Source organism: Microbacterium wangyouchuni (assembly GCF_051546305.1).
Lineage (GTDB): Bacteria > Actinomycetota > Actinomycetes > Actinomycetales > Microbacteriaceae > Microbacterium.
The window spans coordinates 262,735-280,487 of sequence record NZ_JBPTMA010000003.1; the positions used below are offsets into that span (position 1 = coordinate 262,735).

The window sequence follows — 17,753 nt, forward strand, 5'->3', positions numbered from 1 at the left end:
TCGGTTAGGCGTAGATTCCTGACCATTCGTTCAGTATTTGATTATTGCAGGGGAGCAGTGGCTCGGCAATGGTGCGAGACTGGAGCGCGTGTCAGAATCTGAAAAGTCGAATGCGGCCGAGAGCGCGCGGCGAGGGCGCCCCGGCTACGACCAACGCCAGGTGCTCGACATCGCCGTGCAGGTCTTCATCGAGCAGGGGTACGACGCCACATCGGTGGCGACGCTGGCCACGAGGCTTGGGTTGACGAAGTCCGCGCTGTACCACCACTTCGACTCCAAAGAGGCGCTGCTGGAGGTCGCACTCGAAGAGGCGATCGGCTCGTTGGAGGGCGTCCTTCGCGAGCCCGGAGCGCAGGCCGGTTCCGCGCGCGAGCGGCTGGAGTATGTGCTGCGCGGTGCGGTGCGGGTGCTCGTCGACAAGATCGCATTCGTCACGCTTCTGCTGCGCGTGCGGGGCAACAGTAATGTCGAGCGGGCAGCGCTGGAGCGCCGGCGAGCATTCGACCGTCAGGTGACGGTGCTTGTGCGCATGGCGCAGGCCGAGGGCGCGGTCCGAGAAGACGTCGACGCTTCGGTGGCCACACGCCTACTGTTCGGCATGGTCAACTCGATCGTCGAGTGGTACCAGCCGGCTGGCGCCGAAGGGGCAGATGGGCTCGCTCGCGACGTACTGGCCGTGGCTTTGGATGGGCTGCGCAGGGGCTGACCTGCGTTCCCGAAGCCGTTTCAGGCGCTCGCGATCACCGTTTCAGCGAGCGAACGGCGCACGCGCGGGGTGGACTCGCGCTGCTGCAGCTTCTCCGACAGCGTCGACGGGTCGCCCAGCGCGCCGAGCGCGATGACCGAGGTGGGGGTGAAGCGATCCTCGACCCCCGGCAGTGCCCGCAGGCTTTCGCGGTCGACGCCACCCATCTGGTGCACGTAGAGGCCATCGGCATGAGCTTGCACCGACAGATGAGCCACCGCCTGGCCGAGGTCGTACTGTGCCCACGGACGCGGATTTCCCTCGGCATCCGCGTCTTCCGAGAGCGCGACGATCAGCACCTGGGCGGTACCGGCCCACTCCCGGTTGAAGCCCATCAGGGCCTCATCGATCTTCACGTGCAGATCGGTGCCCCGACGCGCGACGATGAAGCGCCACGGCTGCGTGTTGCTCGCGGACGGCGACCAGCGAGCGGCCTCCAGCGCAGCGACGAGCTTGTTCTCATCGATCGGCGTCGCCATCTCGAATGCGCGGGGACTCCAGCGCTGGGCGAGAACATCGAGAACGGGAACAGAGGTCGCGGCGGTGCGATCGAGAAGCGGAGTGCTCATGGTGCCTTTCAGAGGAGGACGGGCCGACACCATTGTCCGCATTCTTCAGCGACAACCGGCGTATGCGTGCGCATATTCCCGCGTCGAAGAAAATGACGCGGGAATATGCGGATGGGATGTCGCTCAGCCGCGCAGGGCCTCGCGGAACTTCACGCGGGCGCCCATCTTCAGCAGGGCGTTCTCGTAGATCTTCGCGCCGAGCATGATCACCAGGGCGCACGCGCCGAGCATGATCACCATCGACAGCAGCGGCTCCCACCAGGCGGCCTCATTGAAGAACAGCCGGATCGGCATCGCCACCGGAGCGGAGAATGGCACGTAGGAGAGCACCGTCATCACCGTTGGGTTGTCGCCGAAGAAGATCACCAGGAAATACGGGATCATCGTCAGGTACATCACCGGTGTCATCGTCGCGCCGACATCCTCCTGGCGGGAGACCATCGAACCCGCGGCGGCGAACATGGCGGCGAGCAGGATGAAGCCGAAGAAGAAGAACACCGCGAACCAGGCGATCGGCCCTCCGATTCCCTGCAGGACGGCTGTCTGCCCCGACACGATCAACCCGATCGTGCCGACCACGACCAGCATGAGGATCTGCGAGATCGCGAGCAGTGTGTTGCCGATCACCTTGCCGGCCAGCAGTACCCGTGCCGGAATCGCCGAGAGCAGGATCTCGATCACGCGCGTCTGCTTCTCCTCGACCACACTCGTCGCGATGGGGGAGCCAAACGTGATCGCGGCCATCATGAACACCAGCCCGAACGCGATGCCGAGGATGTAGCGTATCGCGCCACCGGCCTCATCCGGATTGAGCAGCTCAACCGACGGCGGCGATGACAGCAGCATCATCAGGCTCTGCGGTGCCTGCTTGTCCGCGATGACCAGCAGCCCGGTCGCGGACGAAGCGTCTTCGACGATGGCCGCTTCAGCGTCGCCGGAGCGCACCAGCTCTTCTGCGGCATCCCGGTCGGCGACCTCGGTCACCTCGTAGCCGTCGATGTTCTCCAACGCGGATGCTGCGTTGCTTGTTGCCGCGATCTGCGTCGCGCTCGGGTTCGCGCTGGAGACGCCGGCCCAGATGACGCCAGCCAGCGCGATCAGCAGCAGGATGGCGGTCGAGATGAGATAGGCCTTGCTGCGCAGCTTCGTGCTCAGCTCGCGCTCGGCGACGAGCCAGACGCCCTGACCGGCGCTGAGAGTTCTGGTCGCGGTTCGGGTCGAGGCGTTCACTGGATGACCTCCTTGAAGATCTGAGAGAGCGAGGGATGCTGCGGGGCGAAGCGGGAGACATCGCCGCCGTCGAGAGCACGGCGCAGAACCCGCTGAGCGATGGCGGGGTCCTCAGCGTCGAATACGGCGTTGCCGCCCTCGAAGTCGACGACGGTGATCCCCGTCTCCTCGCGCAGCCAGCCGACGTCACCGGTGCTCTCCAACTCCCAGCGCGGAGCGGAGTGCTCTGCGCGCAACTGCTCGCGAGGACCAGCGGCGCGGATCGTGCCACCGGCGATGATGACGAGGTCATCGCACAGACGCTCGACGACATCGAGCTGATGGGAGGAGAACAGGACCGAGACGCCGCGTGCCGCACGCTCCTGAAGCACGCCAGCGACAGTCTCGACCGCGAGCGGGTCCAGACCCGAGAACGGCTCATCGAGGATGAGGACACCGGGGTCGTGCACGAGGGATGCCGCGATCTGCGCCCGCTGCTGGTTTCCGAGCGAGAGCGCCTCGAGGTTGTCGTTCAGTCGTTCACCGAGTCCGAGTTCTGTGAGGAGGGCGGTCGCCTTCTCGGTGGCATCCGATTTGTTGAAGCCATGCAGTCGCGCGAGGTACACCACCTGCTCGAGCACCTTCATCTTCGGGTACAGCCCGCGTTCTTCGGGCATGTACCCGAACTGGCGGCGTGCCTCGGAGGTGAGGTCCGTTCCGCCGAGGGTGACCGTGCCGCCGTCCGAGGCGAGCAGGCCCAGCACGATTCGCATGGTCGTTGTCTTGCCCGCGCCGTTGCCGCCGACGAAGCCGGTGAGGTGGCCGGGAGCTACCGAGAAGGTGATGTCATCGAGTACCCGGCGGGTGCCGTAGCTCTTTGTGATTCCTGCCAGTTGCAGGGTTCCTGAAGTCATACCTCCAGGCTAGGAGCGCGTGCACGCACCCGGCATCCCCCGCAGGGCGGATATTAAGAGTCCGTCGTCCAGGGGAGGTGTCGCGTTTGGTCGCTTCGCTCGCGTTGAAGCGGCCATCTGCGACACCTGTGACGGGGTGGGACGCGGATGCTTCTGCGGGGGAGCGCGGCAGGTGTCGCGTTTGGCCGCATCGCGTGCGTTGAAGCGGCAACTTGCGACACCTGCGGTGCGGGTGGCGCGGAACCCGCATCACGGACTCAGCCGAGGTCGAGCAGACGAGCAGGGTTCGCGACCAGGAGGCGGTCGACGACCTCACTACCGATGCGCTCGCGCAGTCGCGGCAGGTACCGCTCGCCGAGGTAGCCCAGCCCGGGCATGCCGCCATAGGAGATGTACCGGGTGCTTCGGGCGACGTCGCCGCCGAGGACGATGCGATCGCCGGCGCCGCGTTCGATGGCTGCGGCGGTCAGTTCGAGCAGTTCAGCGTCGCTGCGGGTACGCGGTCGGGCGAACCCGTCATAGCCGAGGTACGCGCCGCGTTCGGCGAGCGACGCGTGCAGCCCCGGATCCGGGTCACGGTCGGCGTGGGCGAGCACAACGCGATCGGATGCCACGCCCGAAGCCGCAAGAAGGTCGAGAACCTCATGCGCTGCCGTGCAGAATTCCAGGTGCACCATCACCGGTGCGTTGCTCGCGCGATGCGCCACGGCCAGGGCTTCGAGCGTGGTGCGCTCGAAGTCGCTGATCCGCCAATAGTCGATACCACCCTTGAGCATTCCCGCCCGCACGCGGGTGCCGGTTTCGGTGCGCGCCGCCGGGACGATCGCCATTTCGAACACGGCGTCGTCTTCTCGGGCCATGCCCACGGTGAGGTCGGCGATGAACAGCTCTGCCAGCTGTTCGACGCTCCACACCTGCATCGGATGATCTTCCCCGTAGTGCGCTTCGCGGTGGCGGCCGGTGGTGGCAACGATGTGCATTCCGGTCGCCGTGCTGATGCGGGCGAGCGCCTCGGGGTTTCGTCCGAGACCGAAGGGCGTGGCATCCACCATCGCGGCGAAGCCGCTGGCCTTCAGCAGCGCTGCCTCGGCGGCCGAGGCATCCTCGTCATCGAGCTCGTCTCCGGGCAGCAGCGGGCTGACCTGGAAAAGGTGCTCGTGATAGTTCGTCGGCCCGAGCAGTGCCGGATCGATGTCACCGAGGACGGTGCGAATCATCAGCGCACCCCCTCGGCGGCCTCCGCAAGCTGCTCGACGATGTCGGCGGTCAGCTCCAGCTCGAACACATCGGCGACCACCTGCGACCAGCCGTGGATGAAGTAGCGCCAGCCGTCGACGACATGGAGGTTCTGGGACTGCTCCTGACCGCGTGCCTGGTGCAGGAACTCCAGCGTGCCGCGGTAGTTGAACTCCCAGACATACGCGCCCTCGGGGAAGACGACGTCGTCGGGCAAGGGGGATCCGGGGCGATCCTTGCCGAGGCCGGTGGCGTTGACGATCAGCGACCCGCGGGGTGCTGCGGCAACGAGCGCGGCGGCATCCTCGACAGAATCGGTGCGCACGTACTCGATGAGCCCGTCACGGGTGCCGTGCTGGCGGTGCACCTCGCGCAGGTGGTCGAGCTTGTCGTCGCTGCGTGCGGTGACGGTGACCTTCTGCGGGGCATCCTCGCGCTCGGCCAGGGCCCAGCTGAGTGCGGTGCCAGACCCGCCCGCGCCGAGGATGATGACCTCCGCACCCGTGGTGGTGAAGTAATTCGCCGGCAGGAAGTCGTTCAGAGCGAGGTCGACCGTGATCGGGTCCTTCGCGCGGCCGGAGAGCTTGTCACCGCGCTTGGCGATGCTGGAGATCTCCGAGCATGAGATCGCAAACGGGTCGAGCTCGTCGAAGAGTTCGGATGCCGCGGCGAACACGTTCATCTTGTGCGTGGTGACGAGGGCGCCGCGGTGATGCGGGTCGTCGCGGATCTGCTCGACGAGCGCGCGGTACTGCTCAGGGGCGGCATCCATCGGCAGGTCGTGGCCGATCAGCGTGCGCGTGGGCAGGCCCAGGATGTCGGCCCACAGCGGGAACACCTTCATGATCGACGATGACCCGGTGGTCACGCCGACGAAGCCCATGTAGTCGCTCGCGGGTGGTGTGCTCATGTTGCGGAGCCTTTCATCTGTTCCGGTCGCACTTCGTGCGGTTAAAAAGTGGGTTTAGCAGCGTCAAGTGCGACCGGAGCCGCGGTGGGGGCGGGGTGAGATCCGGAGACCGGATGCTGCGGGGCATCGCCCGAGAGGACGGCGAGGACGTCAGCCAGTGACATCGAGCCCATATTGTCGACGGCCTGGGTCGTCTGCGCTCCGAGGTGCGGGGTCACGATCACGCGGTTGGCGAGATCGTCGACCAGCAGGGGACTGGCGGATGCTGCCGTGTCGCCGTCGAGCGTGTCAGCGGCGTAGCCGGCGAGGCGGCCGTCATGCAGCGCCGCAGCAACCGCCTGCTCGTCGACGAGGTCGGGCCGGGCGGTGTTCACGATGATGCCGCCGATGCGCATGCTCCGCAGCCGTGCGGCGTCGACGAGGCGCTGCCCGCCGGGAGCATGCAGGGTGATGACGTCGGCGGTCTGGAAGAGCTCGTCCAATTCCATCGGCTCGGCGCCGAGATCGCGGATGCGGTCAGCGGGGAAATACGGATCGGCGGCGATCACGCGACTGCCGAAGCCCCCGAGGCGCCGGGCGACGCCCTGGCCGATGCGGCCGAATCCGACGATGCCGACGGTGGCGGCACCCAGCTCTCGGCCTCGGCGGACGCTCCAGTCGCCCTGGCGCACGCGCCGGTCGCCGTCCGGGATGGTTCGCAGGGCCGCGAGCATGAGGCCCACGGCATGGTCGGCGACGGCCTCGGCGTTTGCGCCGGGAGTGTTGGTGACCGGGATGCCCCTGGCCTCGGCCGCGGCAATGTCGACCGCCTCCGTGCCGACGCCGTAGCGCGCGATGATCTTCAGGTCCGGCGCTGCATCCAGGTGCGCCGCGGTGACCGGGCCGGTGCCTGCGATCCAGGCGTCGGCCCCGGCGAGCAGCGGAGCGAGCTCGTGGAGATCGTGGTGCGCTGGTCCGCGAACGATGTCGTGTCCGGCATCCGCTGCGCGCGCGACGAGGTCGATATCACCGTCGGAGAACGAACGGCTGGTGGCGAGAATGATGCCCATCAGTGAGCTCCTTCGGTTTCGTCCGCTGGGACAGATGCCGGCGCAGAACCACGGCTGTCGGCCGATTCGGCCGATTTCGGCATACGTTCGTTCCCGTCGGCAGACATCTGTACCGCGGGTCCTGATGCGAACCACGGTGCCAGTGCCGCATAGGCCGAGGTGAAGCGGTCATGGCGGGTGGCGTAGATGCTGTGGCGCGAAGCATCCGGGGTGAACTCCGCCGTCACTTCACTCAGTGCGCGGGCCGCCGAGAAGTCGGCGAGGCCAAGTCCAACCGCGCCGGTGACAGCAGCGCCGAGGCTGTTCGCCTCTTCGACGATCGTGCGTCGGCGCACCGGCATCCCCCAGACGTCCGCGAGGATCTGCAGGAGGGCATCGCTCTGCGCGCCCCCGCCGACGGCGTCGATGCTCTCGAGCACGGTGCCCGATTCGCGGAACGCGTGGATGCTGGTGAGCAGATTGAATCCGATGCCCTCGAGCACGGCGCGAACCAGGTGCTCGCGGCCGTGGTGGCGGCCGATGCCGACGAAGGCCCCGCGGGCGTTCGGGTCCCAGATGGGGGAGCGCTCACCAAGGAGGTAGGGGAGGAAGTAGAGGTCCTCGGTATCGAGGTCGCCGCCGGCTTCGGAGGTGAGGCGGGCCGTCTCGGGCTTTGCGGGGTTGGGTGAGAGCGCCTCAGAGATCCACTGGATCGAGCCGCCGCCGGCCTGCATCGTCGCTGTCGGCACGAAGGATCCGGGCACGACGTTGTCGAAGGTGAACGTGCCCATTCCCGGATCATGCAGCGGAGCGTGCGAAGCGAAGGAGATCCAGGATGAGGTGCCCAAGCACACGTACGCGCCATCTTCCGGAGCGACGATGCCGGAGCCGACGGCGGCCATCGGTCCGTCTCCGCCGCCCATCACGACGCGGACGCCGGTGTGCAATCCCAGAGCAGCGGCGGCATCGGCGGTCAGCGAACCGGCGATCGCGGTCGACTCGAGGATCTCGGGGAACAGTGCGCGGTCCAGGCGTGCCGCCTGCAGCACCTCATCCGACCAGTCGCCGGTGCGCTGGTCGTAGGCGTTCGTGCCTGACGCGTCGGAGCGATCGGTCGCCAGGTGACCGGTGAGACCGAGGACGATGTAGTCCTTGGCAACGCAGAAGCGCCGCACGCGTGCCCAGACTTCTGGCTCGTTGTCACGCACCCACATGACCTTCTCGACCGAGTAGGTAGGGTTCAAGCGGTGTCCGAGCACGGTGTAGGCGTGTTCGGCGCCGAGTGTCTGCTCGAGTTCGCGCTGCTGCTTGCTCGCGCGGGTGTCGGCCCAGATGATGGCCGGGCGGACGGGCGTGCCCTCGCCGTCGAGGAGGACGGCACCCATCATCTGGCCACTGACAACGAGTCCCTGCACGTCTGTGGCTGCAGTTTCGGTGCGGGCGAGGAGTTCGCGGGTGGCCGAGACGACGGCATCCCACCAATCCTGTGGATTCTGCTCTGCGATGCCGCCGGCGGCGAAGTGGGCGGGGTAACTGACGGTGGTCGCTGCCACGAGGCGGCCATCGTCGTGGTGCAGCGAGGCCTTGTTTCCCGTCGTGCCGAGGTCGTGGGCGATGATCACGGTTCGTGCCTGCTTCGTTGGTTGCGGTTCCGGATTGTGCTGTTTTGGAGTATACCTGTAATTACATGTCTTGTAGTTACAAGTTGTGGCAACATCGACTGCGCTGTTTAGAGCGCCCATCATCATCAGGAGAGCACCGTGAGCAACCACCCCGTCGTGGACCTTCCCACCCTGCTGGACATCTCGCCCCAGGGCGGCATCGAGGGCCGGTCCCGTCGTTACGAAAAATACCTCGGTGACATGGACGGCGTCTACCGTGATGACGCGGCCTGGCAGGACGCCGTCGGCGAGCGCGGTGTCGAAGAGCTCGTCTACTGGGTCGATGACCATCGCTACCAGGAGGGACCCGGCGCGCTGATCGTCGGTACGAGCACACTGCTGCCCGGACGCTACGGGGAGGAGTTCGCTGTCACCCGCGGGCACCTGCACGCGATCGCCGACCGAGCCGAGCTGTACTACTGCCTGAGCGGCCGCGGCGTCATGCTCCTGGAGACGCTCGATGGCCAGACCTCGGCTGTCGAGCTCACGCCCGGCAAGGCGGTTGACGTGCCCGGTCACTGGATCCACCGCAGCGTCAATGTCGGCGACGAGCCCTTCGTCACCCTGTTCTGCTACGCCGCAGATGCCGGGCAGGACTACGCCGTGATCGCCGACGCTGGCGGGATGAAGAATCTTGTTGTCGCTGATGGTGATGGCTGGGCGCTCAAGCCGAACCCCGATCACACCGGGTACCGGGCGTACGCGGAGGACTGAGGCGCAGTTCTGCGTCAGCCGTGAGCCCCGCGGGCGTCGGGTCGCCCGCGGGGCCGCGCCAGCACCGCTACTGTCGGTGATCATGACGACTTCGCCGGATGACGCGCCCGCGCGGTCGGGGCTGCGGCTCGGGCTCCCGCTGGCGATCGGCGCGGCGTTGGCGTTCGGGATGTCTGGCGCCTGGGCGCGCGGCCTCATCGATGCGGGATGGACGCCGGGCGCGGCAGTCACGGTGCGCATCTGGGTGGCGGCGCTCGTCCTGCTCGTGCCCGCCATCATCGCGCTGCGTGGCCGCTGGCGACTACTGCGCCGGAACGTCGGGATCATCGTCGCCTATGGCCTGCTGGCCGTCGCGGCGACGCAGCTGTTCTACTTCCAAGCCGTTGCGGTGATGGATGTCGGCCTCGCCCTGCTCATCGAGTACACGGCCCCGATCGCTGTTGTGCTCTGGCTCTGGGCGCGTCGAGGAGAGCGGCCAACGCTGCGCAGTATCCTCGGCGCTGCCGTCGCGTTCGTCGGCCTCGTGCTCATGCTCGATGTCCTCTCCGGCCGCAGTGTCGAGATCGGCGGCGTCCTGTGGGCGTTCGGTGCGATGGTCGGGGCTGCGGCATACTTCTTGCTCTCCGGGAAGAGCGACACCGGGCTTCCGCCGATCGTGCTCGCGGGATCGGGCCTCGTCGTGGGTGCCGTCGGGCTGAGCGCGGCTGGGCTCATCGGCATCCTTCCGATGGTGTGGAACACCGGCGACGTCGCCTACCGCTTCGGGACGGTACCGTGGTTCGTTCCCGTGCTCGCCATCGGCCTCATCGCGACGGCGCTCGCGTACGTGCTTGGCATCACATCCACGCGGATGCTCGGCTCACGCCTGGCGTCGTTCCTCGCACTGGCCGAGGTGATCGCGGCCCTGCTGTTCGGCTGGCTGCTGCTCGGGCAGTTGCCGAACGTACTTCAGTCGGTCGGCGCGGGACTCGTGCTGGTGGGAGTGGTGCTTGTCAAACTCGGGGAGCCCGTGGCGGCAACATCTTCGGACCCTCTCGTGCCGCCCCTCCCAAACACCCCTTGAACTCGTGGGCCAGCGGGATGAGACTGGCCGCACTGGTGTCCGATCGGCGCCGGTGACACGTCAGAGAGGACAGGGTCATGGCCCACGGAGACATCACGCACATCGACATCCCGGTGACCGATATGGCCCGGGCGCAGGCGTTCTACTCGGGTCTGTTCGGGTGGAAGATCGCCGAAATACCCGGGTTCGAGGGTTACCCGATGTGGCAGGCGCCTAACCAGATCAGCGGGGGAGGGCTGGCGCCGCGCAGTGCGGACTTCAGCCAGCCGCGCTCCTATGTCGAAGTCGATTCGATCGATGAAACCGTCGCCGGGGCCGTCGAAGCCGGCGCGACCATCGCGATGGAGAAGCAGCCGATCAGCGAGACGAGCTGGTGGGCCGTCATCGTCGATCCTGACGGCAACTCGATTGGTCTGTATGAAGGGGTGACTGACGCCGGCTGAGCTCGCGGATGCTCGGACGCACTCGGTCCACGCAGCAGGGGCTGCGTTTCTCGGCTAGCGTCGAGAAACGCAGTCAACGGTGCGCGAATCGAGGAGCAATACATGGCCGAGCACGAGACCGTGGTCCGCTGGCAGGACACGGATGCCGGGATGGCGGCGCTGCCGCAACTCGATGGAATCGAGTACCTGCGCCGGATGCAGCGAGGCGAGCTCCCCGGTGCTCCGATTGCTGCGCACATCGCCATGGAACTGCAAGAAGTGGATGTCGGCACCGTGACGTTCATTGCGCGCCCGGACGAGTCGCACTACAACCCGATCGGCGCCGTGCACGGCGGGTTCGTCTGCACACTGCTTGACTCAGCGCTCGGATGCGCCGCGCACACCCTGCTGCCCGCGGGGACCGGTTACACCTCGATCGAGATCAAGGTGAACTATCTGCGCCCGGTCATGAAGGGGAGCGGTCCGCTGACCTGTGTTGGCCGCGTCGCGAAGCCCGGCAGGCGGGTGAGCTTCGCGGAGGGCGAGGTCGTCGACGCGCAGGGGCGTGTGGTGGCGACGGCGTCCGGATCGTTGCTCGTGTTTCCGCTGGAGGCGACGGGGTAGCCTGCGGGCATCTGTATACGTTCCGCAGGGAGTGAATGCCCAAACGGGCCTTTCTGTGCCATTTGTGTATACACTAGCCATGTGAGCACCACAGTCGAGCGAACCCGGGCAAGCGATCGCGCCTATGCGACGCTGCTGGAGGAGATCCAATCTGGCGAGCTTGCGCCCGGCGCTGTTTTGGCAGAAGTCGAGCAGGCTGCTCGCCTCGGCGTCAGCCGCACTCCGCTGCGCGAAGCCCTGCAACAACTGAGCGCCGCCGGCCTCGTCGAGCAGCAATCTCCGCGTGTGACCGTCGTCACCGGGATCGATGCCGACGACATCCGCGCGCTGTTCGAGATTCGTCGTGCACTGGAGGAGTCCGCTGCTCGCCTGGCCGCCGTGCGCGGGGAGGCGGCGCTCTTCGCCGCGCTAGCATCCGAGTTCGCCGAAGCCGGGGCATCCCTCGACATCGAGGCCGGCCGCGACAACTACTACGCGCTCATCGCGCGCTTCGACCGGGCAGTTGATTCGGCCGTCGACAACGGATACATTGCTGCGGCCCTGCGCACCGTCCGCACGCACCTCGTGCGCGTGCGCCGGCTGTCGCGCGACAATCCGACCAGACTCATCGCCTCGGTGTCCGAGCACCGCCTCATCGCCGAGGCCCTCGCCGAGCGCGATGGCGATCTCGCCGCGCACGCGACGCACGTGCATCTGCGAAACGCCCTCACCAGCATCTTGGAATCCCTCCCCTCCGACAGTGAAGGACAGTCATGACCGTCAACCACCACGTCCGCGTTTACAAGAGTGAAGAAGACCTGCCGCGCGAAGGGCAGCTCGCCTGGAAGATCGCCGAGGTCGCGACCGACACCGTTGAGGTCGACGCGGATGTCGTCGACATGATCATCAACCGGATCATCGACAACGCCTCGGTTGCTGCGGCATCCCTCACGCGCGCTCCGATCAAGTCTGCTCGCGACCAGGCTTTCAGCCACCCGGCATCCACCGGCGGAAACGGCGCGACCGTATTCGGTGCCCCGCTCGAGCGTCGTACGAGCCCCGAGTGGGCTGCCTGGGCCAACGGCGTCGCTGTGCGTGAGCTCGACTACCACGACACGTTCCTTGCCGCGGACTATTCACACCCCGGCGACAACATCCCGCCGATCCTTGCCGTCGCGCAGCACGTCGGCAGTGACGGTCGCGCTCTCGTGCGCGGATTGGCCACGGGCTACGAGATCCAGGTCGACCTGGTGAAGGCGATCTGCCTGCACAAGCACAAGATCGACCACGTTGCCCACCTCGGCCCCTCGGCCGCGGCCGGTATCGGCACGCTGCTCGGCCTCGACGCGGCCACGATCTATCAGGCCGTTTCGCAGGCGCTGCACACCACCACCGCCACGCGCCAGAGCCGCAAGGGCGAGATCTCGACGTGGAAGGCACACGCTCCGGCGTTCGCCGGCAAGATGGCCGTCGAGGCGGTCGACCGCGCGATGCGCGGGCAGACGAGCCCGTCACCGATCTACGAGGGTGAAGACGGCGTCATCGCCTGGATGCTGGACGGCCCGGATGCCGCATACGAGGTGCCGCTGCCCGCCGCTGGCGAGGCCAAACGCGCGATCCTCGACACGTACACGAAGGAGCACTCGGCCGAGTACCAGGCGCAGGCCTGGATCGACCTGGCGCGCAAGCTGCACAATGACGGCATCGACACCGCTGCGGTTGAATCTGTGGTTCTGCACACCAGCCACCACACCCACTATGTGATCGGCTCCGGGGCGAACGACCCGCAGAAGTACGACCCGACCGCATCGCGCGAAACACTAGACCACTCGATTCCGTACATCTTCACGGTCGCGCTGCAGGATGGCTCGTGGCATCACGTCGACTCCTATGCTCCTGAGCGTGCTGGCCGGGCCGACACCGTGGAGCTGTGGAACAAGGTCACCACGCTCGAAGATGCCGAGTGGACCCGTCGCTACCACTCGAACGACATCAGCGAAAAGGCCTTCGGCGGGCGTGTGGAGATCACTCTCAAGGATGGCTCGAAGGTGATCGAGGAGATCGCTGTGGCTGATGCTCACCCGCTGGGTGCGCGGCCGTTCGTGCGCGAGAACTACATCGCGAAGTTCCGTCTGCTGGCTTCTCCTGTTCTGGAAGAGGCCGAGATCGAGCGGTTCCTCGAGCTCGTTCAGCGCCTGCCCGAGCTGACCGCGGCAGAGGTCGCAGAGCTCTCGATCATCGCGAAGCCGGGTGTCGTGGAGGACGAGCCGACGACCACGGGGCTGTTCTGATGCGTAGTCTCTCGCCTCTCGCGCGCACAACTCCTGACAAATTTGGTGCCGGCGCGCGTGCGCCGCGTGTTTCCGGGGGCGCCCCCGGGGGTGCCGGCAACTTCTCAGGAGTTATGCGCGCTGAAACGGAAGGAGTTAGCTGATGCTGTACTCCCACACCACTCCGGCGGAGAAGCGGCGGCTGTTCCGCGAGCGGCTCGCTTCCGGTGAGCTGCTGCGCTTCCCCGGTGCATTCAACCCGCTTTCGGCGCGGCTCATCGAGCAGAAGGGCTTCGAGGGTGTCTATATCTCGGGCGCTGTGCTCTCCGCCGACCTCGGACTGCCCGACATCGGGCTGACGACACTCACCGAGGTTGCCGGGCGCGGCAAGCAGATCGCACGGATGACCGATCTTCCGGCGATCATCGATGCCGACACTGGTTTCGGCGAGCCGATGAACGTGGCTCGTACGATCCAGGAACTTGAGGATGCTGGGCTCGCCGGCGCCCACATCGAGGACCAGATCAATCCCAAGCGGTGTGGCCACCTCGATGGCAAGGCCGTGGTCGACTCCGATACGGCGGTCAAGCGCATCCGGGCCGCTGTCGATGCGCGACGGGACGAGAACTTCCTGATCATGGCGCGCACCGATATCGCCGCGGTCGATGGTCTGGAGGCGGCGAAAGACCGCGCCAAGGCGCTGGTGGATGCCGGTGCCGACGCGATTTTCCCCGAGGCGATGCGGTCGCTGGAGGAGTTCGCGGCGATCCGCGCTGCGGTTGATGTGCCGATCCTGGCGAACATGACAGAGTTCGGGAAGTCCGACTTGTTCAGCGTCGACGAGCTGCGTGATGTCGGTGTGAACATCGTCATTTGGCCGGTGTCGATGCTGCGCATCGCGATGGGCGCGACCGGCCGTGCACTCGATACGCTTCTGGACGAGGGGCACCTGACCTCGAAGCTCGGCGAGATGCAGCACCGCGCCGATCTCTACGACCTGATCGACTACGAGTCGTACAATCACTTCGACTCGGGCGTCTTCAACTTCACCATCACGAAGGAGTGAACAATGGCTGACAACGACATCAAGAAGGGCCTCGCCGGGGTCGTCGCGGATGAGACGGCGATCAGTAAGGTCAATCCCGAGACGAACAGTCTGCTGTATCGGGGATACCCGGTGCAGGAGTTGGCGGCTACGCAGTCGTTTGAGGCGGTCGCGTACCTCCTCTGGCATGGTGAGCTGCCCACGGCATCCGAGTTGGCAGATTTCCGCGCCACCGAGCGCGCGAATCGTGCGCTTACTCCCGCGGTGAAAGAAGCGATCGACCGTCTGCCGATCGACTCGCACCCGATGGACGAGGTGCGCACCGCGGTCAGCGTGATCGGCGCGATCGAGACGGCCGGCATCAGCAATGTGCTGGATGCCGTCGGCACCCCGGAGGAGAACCTCGAGCGCAGCCTCAAGCTGTTCGCCGCGCTGCCGGCGATCGTGTCGTACGGCCAGCGTCGTCGTCGTGGGCTGGATGCTGTCGAATCACGTGACGACCTCGACTACGCCGCGAACTTCCTGTGGCTGACCTTCGGTGAAGAAGCTGCACCCGTCGTCGTCGACGCGTTCAACCGCTCGATGATCCTGTACGCGGAGCACTCCTTCAACGCCTCCACGTTCACCGCACGGGTCATCACCTCGACGCTGAGCGATCTGTACTCGGCTGTCGTCGGCGCGATCGGCGCATTGAAGGGGCCGCTGCACGGCGGCGCCAACGAAGCCGTGATGCACATCTTCGACGAGATCGGATCTGCTTCGGAGGTCTCGGGTTGGCTGGACACCGCACTCGCTGAGAAGCGCAAGATCATGGGCTTCGGCCACCGCGTGTACAAGCGTGGCGACTCGCGCGTGCCGACGATGAAGGCGGCGCTCGACACGTTGGTGGAGCACTACGACCGCCCGGATGTCGCCGCGCTGTACTCGACGCTGGAGGACGAGTTCGTCTCCCGTAAGGGCATCTACCCGAACCTTGACTATCCTTCGGGCCCCGCGTACAACCTCATCGGCTACGACACTCTGACCTTCACGCCGCTGTTCATCGCGGCGCGCATCACCGGCTGGACCGCACACATCCTCGAGCAGCAGGCGTCTAACGCACTGATTCGTCCGTTGTCGGCGTACAACGGACCGGGTGAGCGGCACATCGAGGAGTACGAGCCGGACACCGCGGCCATTGAAGTGCTGGAGCGGGCTGAAGAGGCGGCGGGCTGATGGCTGCTGCGCGGGAGAAGATTGCGATCGTCGCCGGAGCACGCACTCCGGTCGGACGGTTCGGCGGGGCGTTCAAGGACACTCCGGCGCACGAGCTGGGTGCTGCCGCGACCGTTGAGGCGCTGAAGCGGTCCGGTATTTCACCTGATCGCGTCGGGGAAGTCGTGATTGGCACGATCGGTCAGGTCGCTGGAGATGCGTATATCTCGCGCCGGATCGCGCTCGCCGCCGGGCTCGACGTCAACACGCCGGCGTTCACCGTGAACCGGTTGTGCGGTTCTGGGCTGCAGGCCATCTGGTCGGCAGCGCAGGAACTGTTGTGGGGTGGGATCGATGTCGCCGTCGCCGGTGGCGCCGAGAACATGACGCGGATGCCGTTCTACGATTTCAACGCGCGGTTCAACGACCGGCTCGGACATCGTCAGCTGCTCGACGGCACGATCGCGATGCTCACGGATCCGTTCACGAACAAGCACATGGGCACGACGGCCGAGAACGTCGCGTCTCGTTTCGGCGTGACGAGGGAAGAGCAGGACGCTTTCGCGCTCGAGTCGCAGCGGCGGGCAGCGACAGACGCCGCGCAAGCAGCGTTCGCGGAGGAAATCGTCTCGGTGACCACGTCGGGTCGTAAGCCCGTTGAGGTGTCGCGAGATGAACACCCGCGACCGGAGACGACTCTGGACACGTTGGCCGGATTGGCTGCGGCGTTCGCCAAGGACGGCACGGTGACGGCGGGCAACGCGTCGGGCATCAATGACGGCGGTGCAGCGACGGTGCTGATGCGCGAGTCGGATGCTCGCGCTGAGGGCGCGCCGGTGCTGGCCACTCTAGAAGCTGTGGCCACCGCCGCGCTGGAGCCTGAGATCATGGGTTACGCGCCGACGCTCGCGGTGAAGAAGCTCTTCAAGCAGACTGGGCTGACGCCGGCCGACATCGACACGGTGGAGCTGAACGAGGCGTTCGCATCTCAGGCGATCGCGGTGATTCGCGATGCGGAGCTCGACCCGGCTCGCGTGAATCCGTATGGAGGAGCGATCGCGCTCGGGCACCCGGTCGGGGCGACCGGTGCGATTCTCACGGTTCGAGCGGCTTTGACGTTGCAGCGGACTGGCGGAGAATATGCGATCGTCACGATGTGCATCGGTGGCGGACAGGCGCTGGCGGCGTTGCTGAAGCGGGGTTGAAGCGGGGCGATCCTCGCAGACTTGGGCCGCACTCTTATCCAAGGTGAAAGAACCGCGAATCCTTCGTCGTAATCGGCTTAGGAGAAGCCTTGAACCTTCCGTATCGTCGAATCATGACCACCCCCGCAGTCCCAGACACCGCAGCCCCGCGCGCCGCGTACTTCGTCTCGGACAGCACGGGTGTCACCGCGGAAACTCTCGGGAATGCACTGCTGGCGAACTTCCCCGGTATCCGCTTCCTCAAACACACGATCCCATTCGTGGTCACCGATGCCGAGGCGCGCGGAGTCGTCACCAGCATCGACGCTGACGCTGAGCAAGGCCGCGCACCCCTCGTCTTCATAACGGTGAAGCACGCTGCGCTCCGCGGCATCCTGGCCACTTCCCAAGCCACCCTCATCGACCTCCTCGCCGGTCACCTGACGGAGCTGGAGACAGCACTCGGCACGACGGCATCAGAACAACTCGGCCAGTTCCACGGCCTGGGCGATACTGACCGCTACTTCGCGCGCATGCGCGCCGTCGAATACGCGATCGAGCATGACGACGGGCAGAGCTCAAGGGCCCTCGACCAGGCTGACGTCGTCATCATCGCGCCATCCCGTTGCGGCAAGACGCCCACGACCATGTACCTCGCTCTGCAACACGGGCTGCGAGTGGCGAACTACCCGCTCACGGACGACGACTACCCGTCCGAAGCACTCCCTCGTGCAGTGGCGAAGTATGGTGACCGCTGCTTCGGGCTCACCACCACGCCCCTGCGGCTGAGTCAGGTGCGCCACGAACGGCGGCCGAGCTCGCAGTACTCCAGCCTCGAGCAATGCACCGTCGAGCTGCGCCGTGCCGAAGACCTCTACCGACGCAACCGTGTTCCCTTCCTGAACTCCGCGACCAAAAGTGTCGAGGAGATGTCCGCGGTCATCATGCAGACCATGAAGCTGCGTTCATGACCCGAGTGAAAGAAG

General features: G+C 66.2%; 18 protein-coding genes. 11 read left to right on the forward strand and 7 right to left on the reverse strand.

The genetic code is table 11. The annotated features are described in order from the left end of the window. Nucleotides 1–88 precede the first annotated feature (88 nt). On the forward strand, nucleotides 89–706 hold the full coding sequence (locus tag ACSS7Z_RS07875; protein WP_438253949.1) for a TetR/AcrR family transcriptional regulator: 618 nt from the start codon (nucleotides 89–91) through the stop codon (nucleotides 704–706). Nucleotides 707–726: 20 nt separating this feature from the next. Here ACSS7Z_RS07875 and ACSS7Z_RS07880 read toward each other — a convergent pair whose 3' ends face one another. The 7 genes from ACSS7Z_RS07880 to xylB all read right to left on the reverse strand — a co-directional run bounded on the left by ACSS7Z_RS07880 (nucleotide 727) and on the right by xylB (nucleotide 8,233). Beyond that, a complete protein-coding gene (locus ACSS7Z_RS07880) occupies nucleotides 727–1,314 on the reverse strand; it encodes a nitroreductase family protein (RefSeq protein WP_438253950.1) in 588 nt (195 codons plus the stop codon). A 123-nt stretch (nucleotides 1,315–1,437) separates the two neighbouring features. Further along, a complete protein-coding gene (locus ACSS7Z_RS07885; protein ID WP_438253951.1) occupies nucleotides 1,438–2,544 on the reverse strand; it encodes an ABC transporter permease in 1,107 nt (368 codons plus the stop codon). Next, complete coding sequence (locus ACSS7Z_RS07890; RefSeq protein ID WP_438253952.1) at nucleotides 2,541–3,437, reverse strand: ABC transporter ATP-binding protein; 897 nt, start codon at nucleotides 3,435–3,437, stop codon at nucleotides 2,541–2,543. Before ACSS7Z_RS07890 ends, ACSS7Z_RS07885 begins: the two co-directional genes overlap by 4 nt. A 257-nt stretch (nucleotides 3,438–3,694) precedes the next feature. Next, a complete protein-coding gene (locus ACSS7Z_RS07895; protein WP_438253953.1) occupies nucleotides 3,695–4,654 on the reverse strand; it encodes a phosphotriesterase family protein in 960 nt (319 codons plus the stop codon). Beyond that, nucleotides 4,654–5,583, reverse strand: a complete 930-nt coding sequence (locus ACSS7Z_RS07900; protein WP_438253954.1) for a shikimate dehydrogenase family protein — start codon at nucleotides 5,581–5,583, stop codon at nucleotides 4,654–4,656. The genes ACSS7Z_RS07895 and ACSS7Z_RS07900 overlap by 1 nt, the downstream gene beginning before the upstream one ends. 41 nt (nucleotides 5,584–5,624) lie before the next feature. Then, complete coding sequence (locus tag ACSS7Z_RS07905) at nucleotides 5,625–6,632, reverse strand: phosphoglycerate dehydrogenase (RefSeq protein WP_438253955.1); 1,008 nt, start codon at nucleotides 6,630–6,632, stop codon at nucleotides 5,625–5,627. Then, complete coding sequence (gene xylB, locus ACSS7Z_RS07910; RefSeq protein ID WP_438253956.1) at nucleotides 6,632–8,233, reverse strand: xylulokinase; 1,602 nt, start codon at nucleotides 8,231–8,233, stop codon at nucleotides 6,632–6,634. The genes ACSS7Z_RS07905 and xylB overlap by 1 nt, the downstream gene beginning before the upstream one ends. Nucleotides 8,234–8,371: 138 nt before the next feature. Here xylB and ACSS7Z_RS07915 point away from each other — a divergent pair, with 138 nt between their 5' ends. The 10 genes from ACSS7Z_RS07915 to ACSS7Z_RS07960 all read left to right on the forward strand — a co-directional run bounded on the left by ACSS7Z_RS07915 (nucleotide 8,372) and on the right by ACSS7Z_RS07960 (nucleotide 17,738). After that, nucleotides 8,372–8,986 carry a glucose-6-phosphate isomerase family protein gene (locus ACSS7Z_RS07915; RefSeq protein WP_438253957.1) on the forward strand — a complete coding sequence of 205 codons (615 nt, stop codon included), beginning with the start codon at nucleotides 8,372–8,374 and terminating at the stop codon, nucleotides 8,984–8,986. 82 nt (nucleotides 8,987–9,068) lie between these two features. Beyond that, nucleotides 9,069–10,049 carry an EamA family transporter gene (locus tag ACSS7Z_RS07920; protein WP_438253958.1) on the forward strand — a complete coding sequence of 327 codons (981 nt, stop codon included), beginning with the start codon at nucleotides 9,069–9,071 and terminating at the stop codon, nucleotides 10,047–10,049. Nucleotides 10,050–10,126: 77 nt separating this feature from the next. After that, on the forward strand, nucleotides 10,127–10,492 hold the full coding sequence (locus ACSS7Z_RS07925) for a VOC family protein (RefSeq protein WP_438253959.1): 366 nt from the start codon (nucleotides 10,127–10,129) through the stop codon (nucleotides 10,490–10,492). 102 nt (nucleotides 10,493–10,594) lie between these two features. After that, a complete protein-coding gene (locus tag ACSS7Z_RS07930) occupies nucleotides 10,595–11,095 on the forward strand; it encodes a PaaI family thioesterase (protein WP_438253960.1) in 501 nt (166 codons plus the stop codon). 81 nt (nucleotides 11,096–11,176) lie between these two features. Then, entirely contained in the window at nucleotides 11,177–11,851 is a 675-nt protein-coding gene (locus ACSS7Z_RS07935) for a GntR family transcriptional regulator (protein WP_438253961.1), read from the forward strand. Further along, a complete protein-coding gene (locus tag ACSS7Z_RS07940; RefSeq protein WP_438253962.1) occupies nucleotides 11,848–13,365 on the forward strand; it encodes an MmgE/PrpD family protein in 1,518 nt (505 codons plus the stop codon). The genes ACSS7Z_RS07935 and ACSS7Z_RS07940 overlap by 4 nt, the downstream gene beginning before the upstream one ends. A gap of 142 nt (nucleotides 13,366–13,507) precedes the next feature. Continuing rightward, on the forward strand, nucleotides 13,508–14,410 hold the full coding sequence (gene prpB / locus ACSS7Z_RS07945; protein ID WP_438253963.1) for a methylisocitrate lyase: 903 nt from the start codon (nucleotides 13,508–13,510) through the stop codon (nucleotides 14,408–14,410). A gap of 3 nt (nucleotides 14,411–14,413) precedes the next feature. Next, on the forward strand, nucleotides 14,414–15,604 hold the full coding sequence (locus ACSS7Z_RS07950; protein WP_438253964.1) for a bifunctional 2-methylcitrate synthase/citrate synthase: 1,191 nt from the start codon (nucleotides 14,414–14,416) through the stop codon (nucleotides 15,602–15,604). Then, entirely contained in the window at nucleotides 15,604–16,788 is a 1,185-nt protein-coding gene (locus ACSS7Z_RS07955; protein ID WP_438253965.1) for a thiolase family protein, read from the forward strand. Before ACSS7Z_RS07950 ends, ACSS7Z_RS07955 begins: the two co-directional genes overlap by 1 nt. A gap of 113 nt (nucleotides 16,789–16,901) precedes the next feature. Next, the gene (locus tag ACSS7Z_RS07960; RefSeq protein WP_438253966.1) at nucleotides 16,902–17,738 is read left to right on the forward strand and encodes a pyruvate, water dikinase regulatory protein; all 837 of its coding nucleotides are present in this window, start codon (nucleotides 16,902–16,904) and stop codon (nucleotides 17,736–17,738) included. The last annotated feature ends 15 nt before the right edge of the window (nucleotides 17,739–17,753 follow it).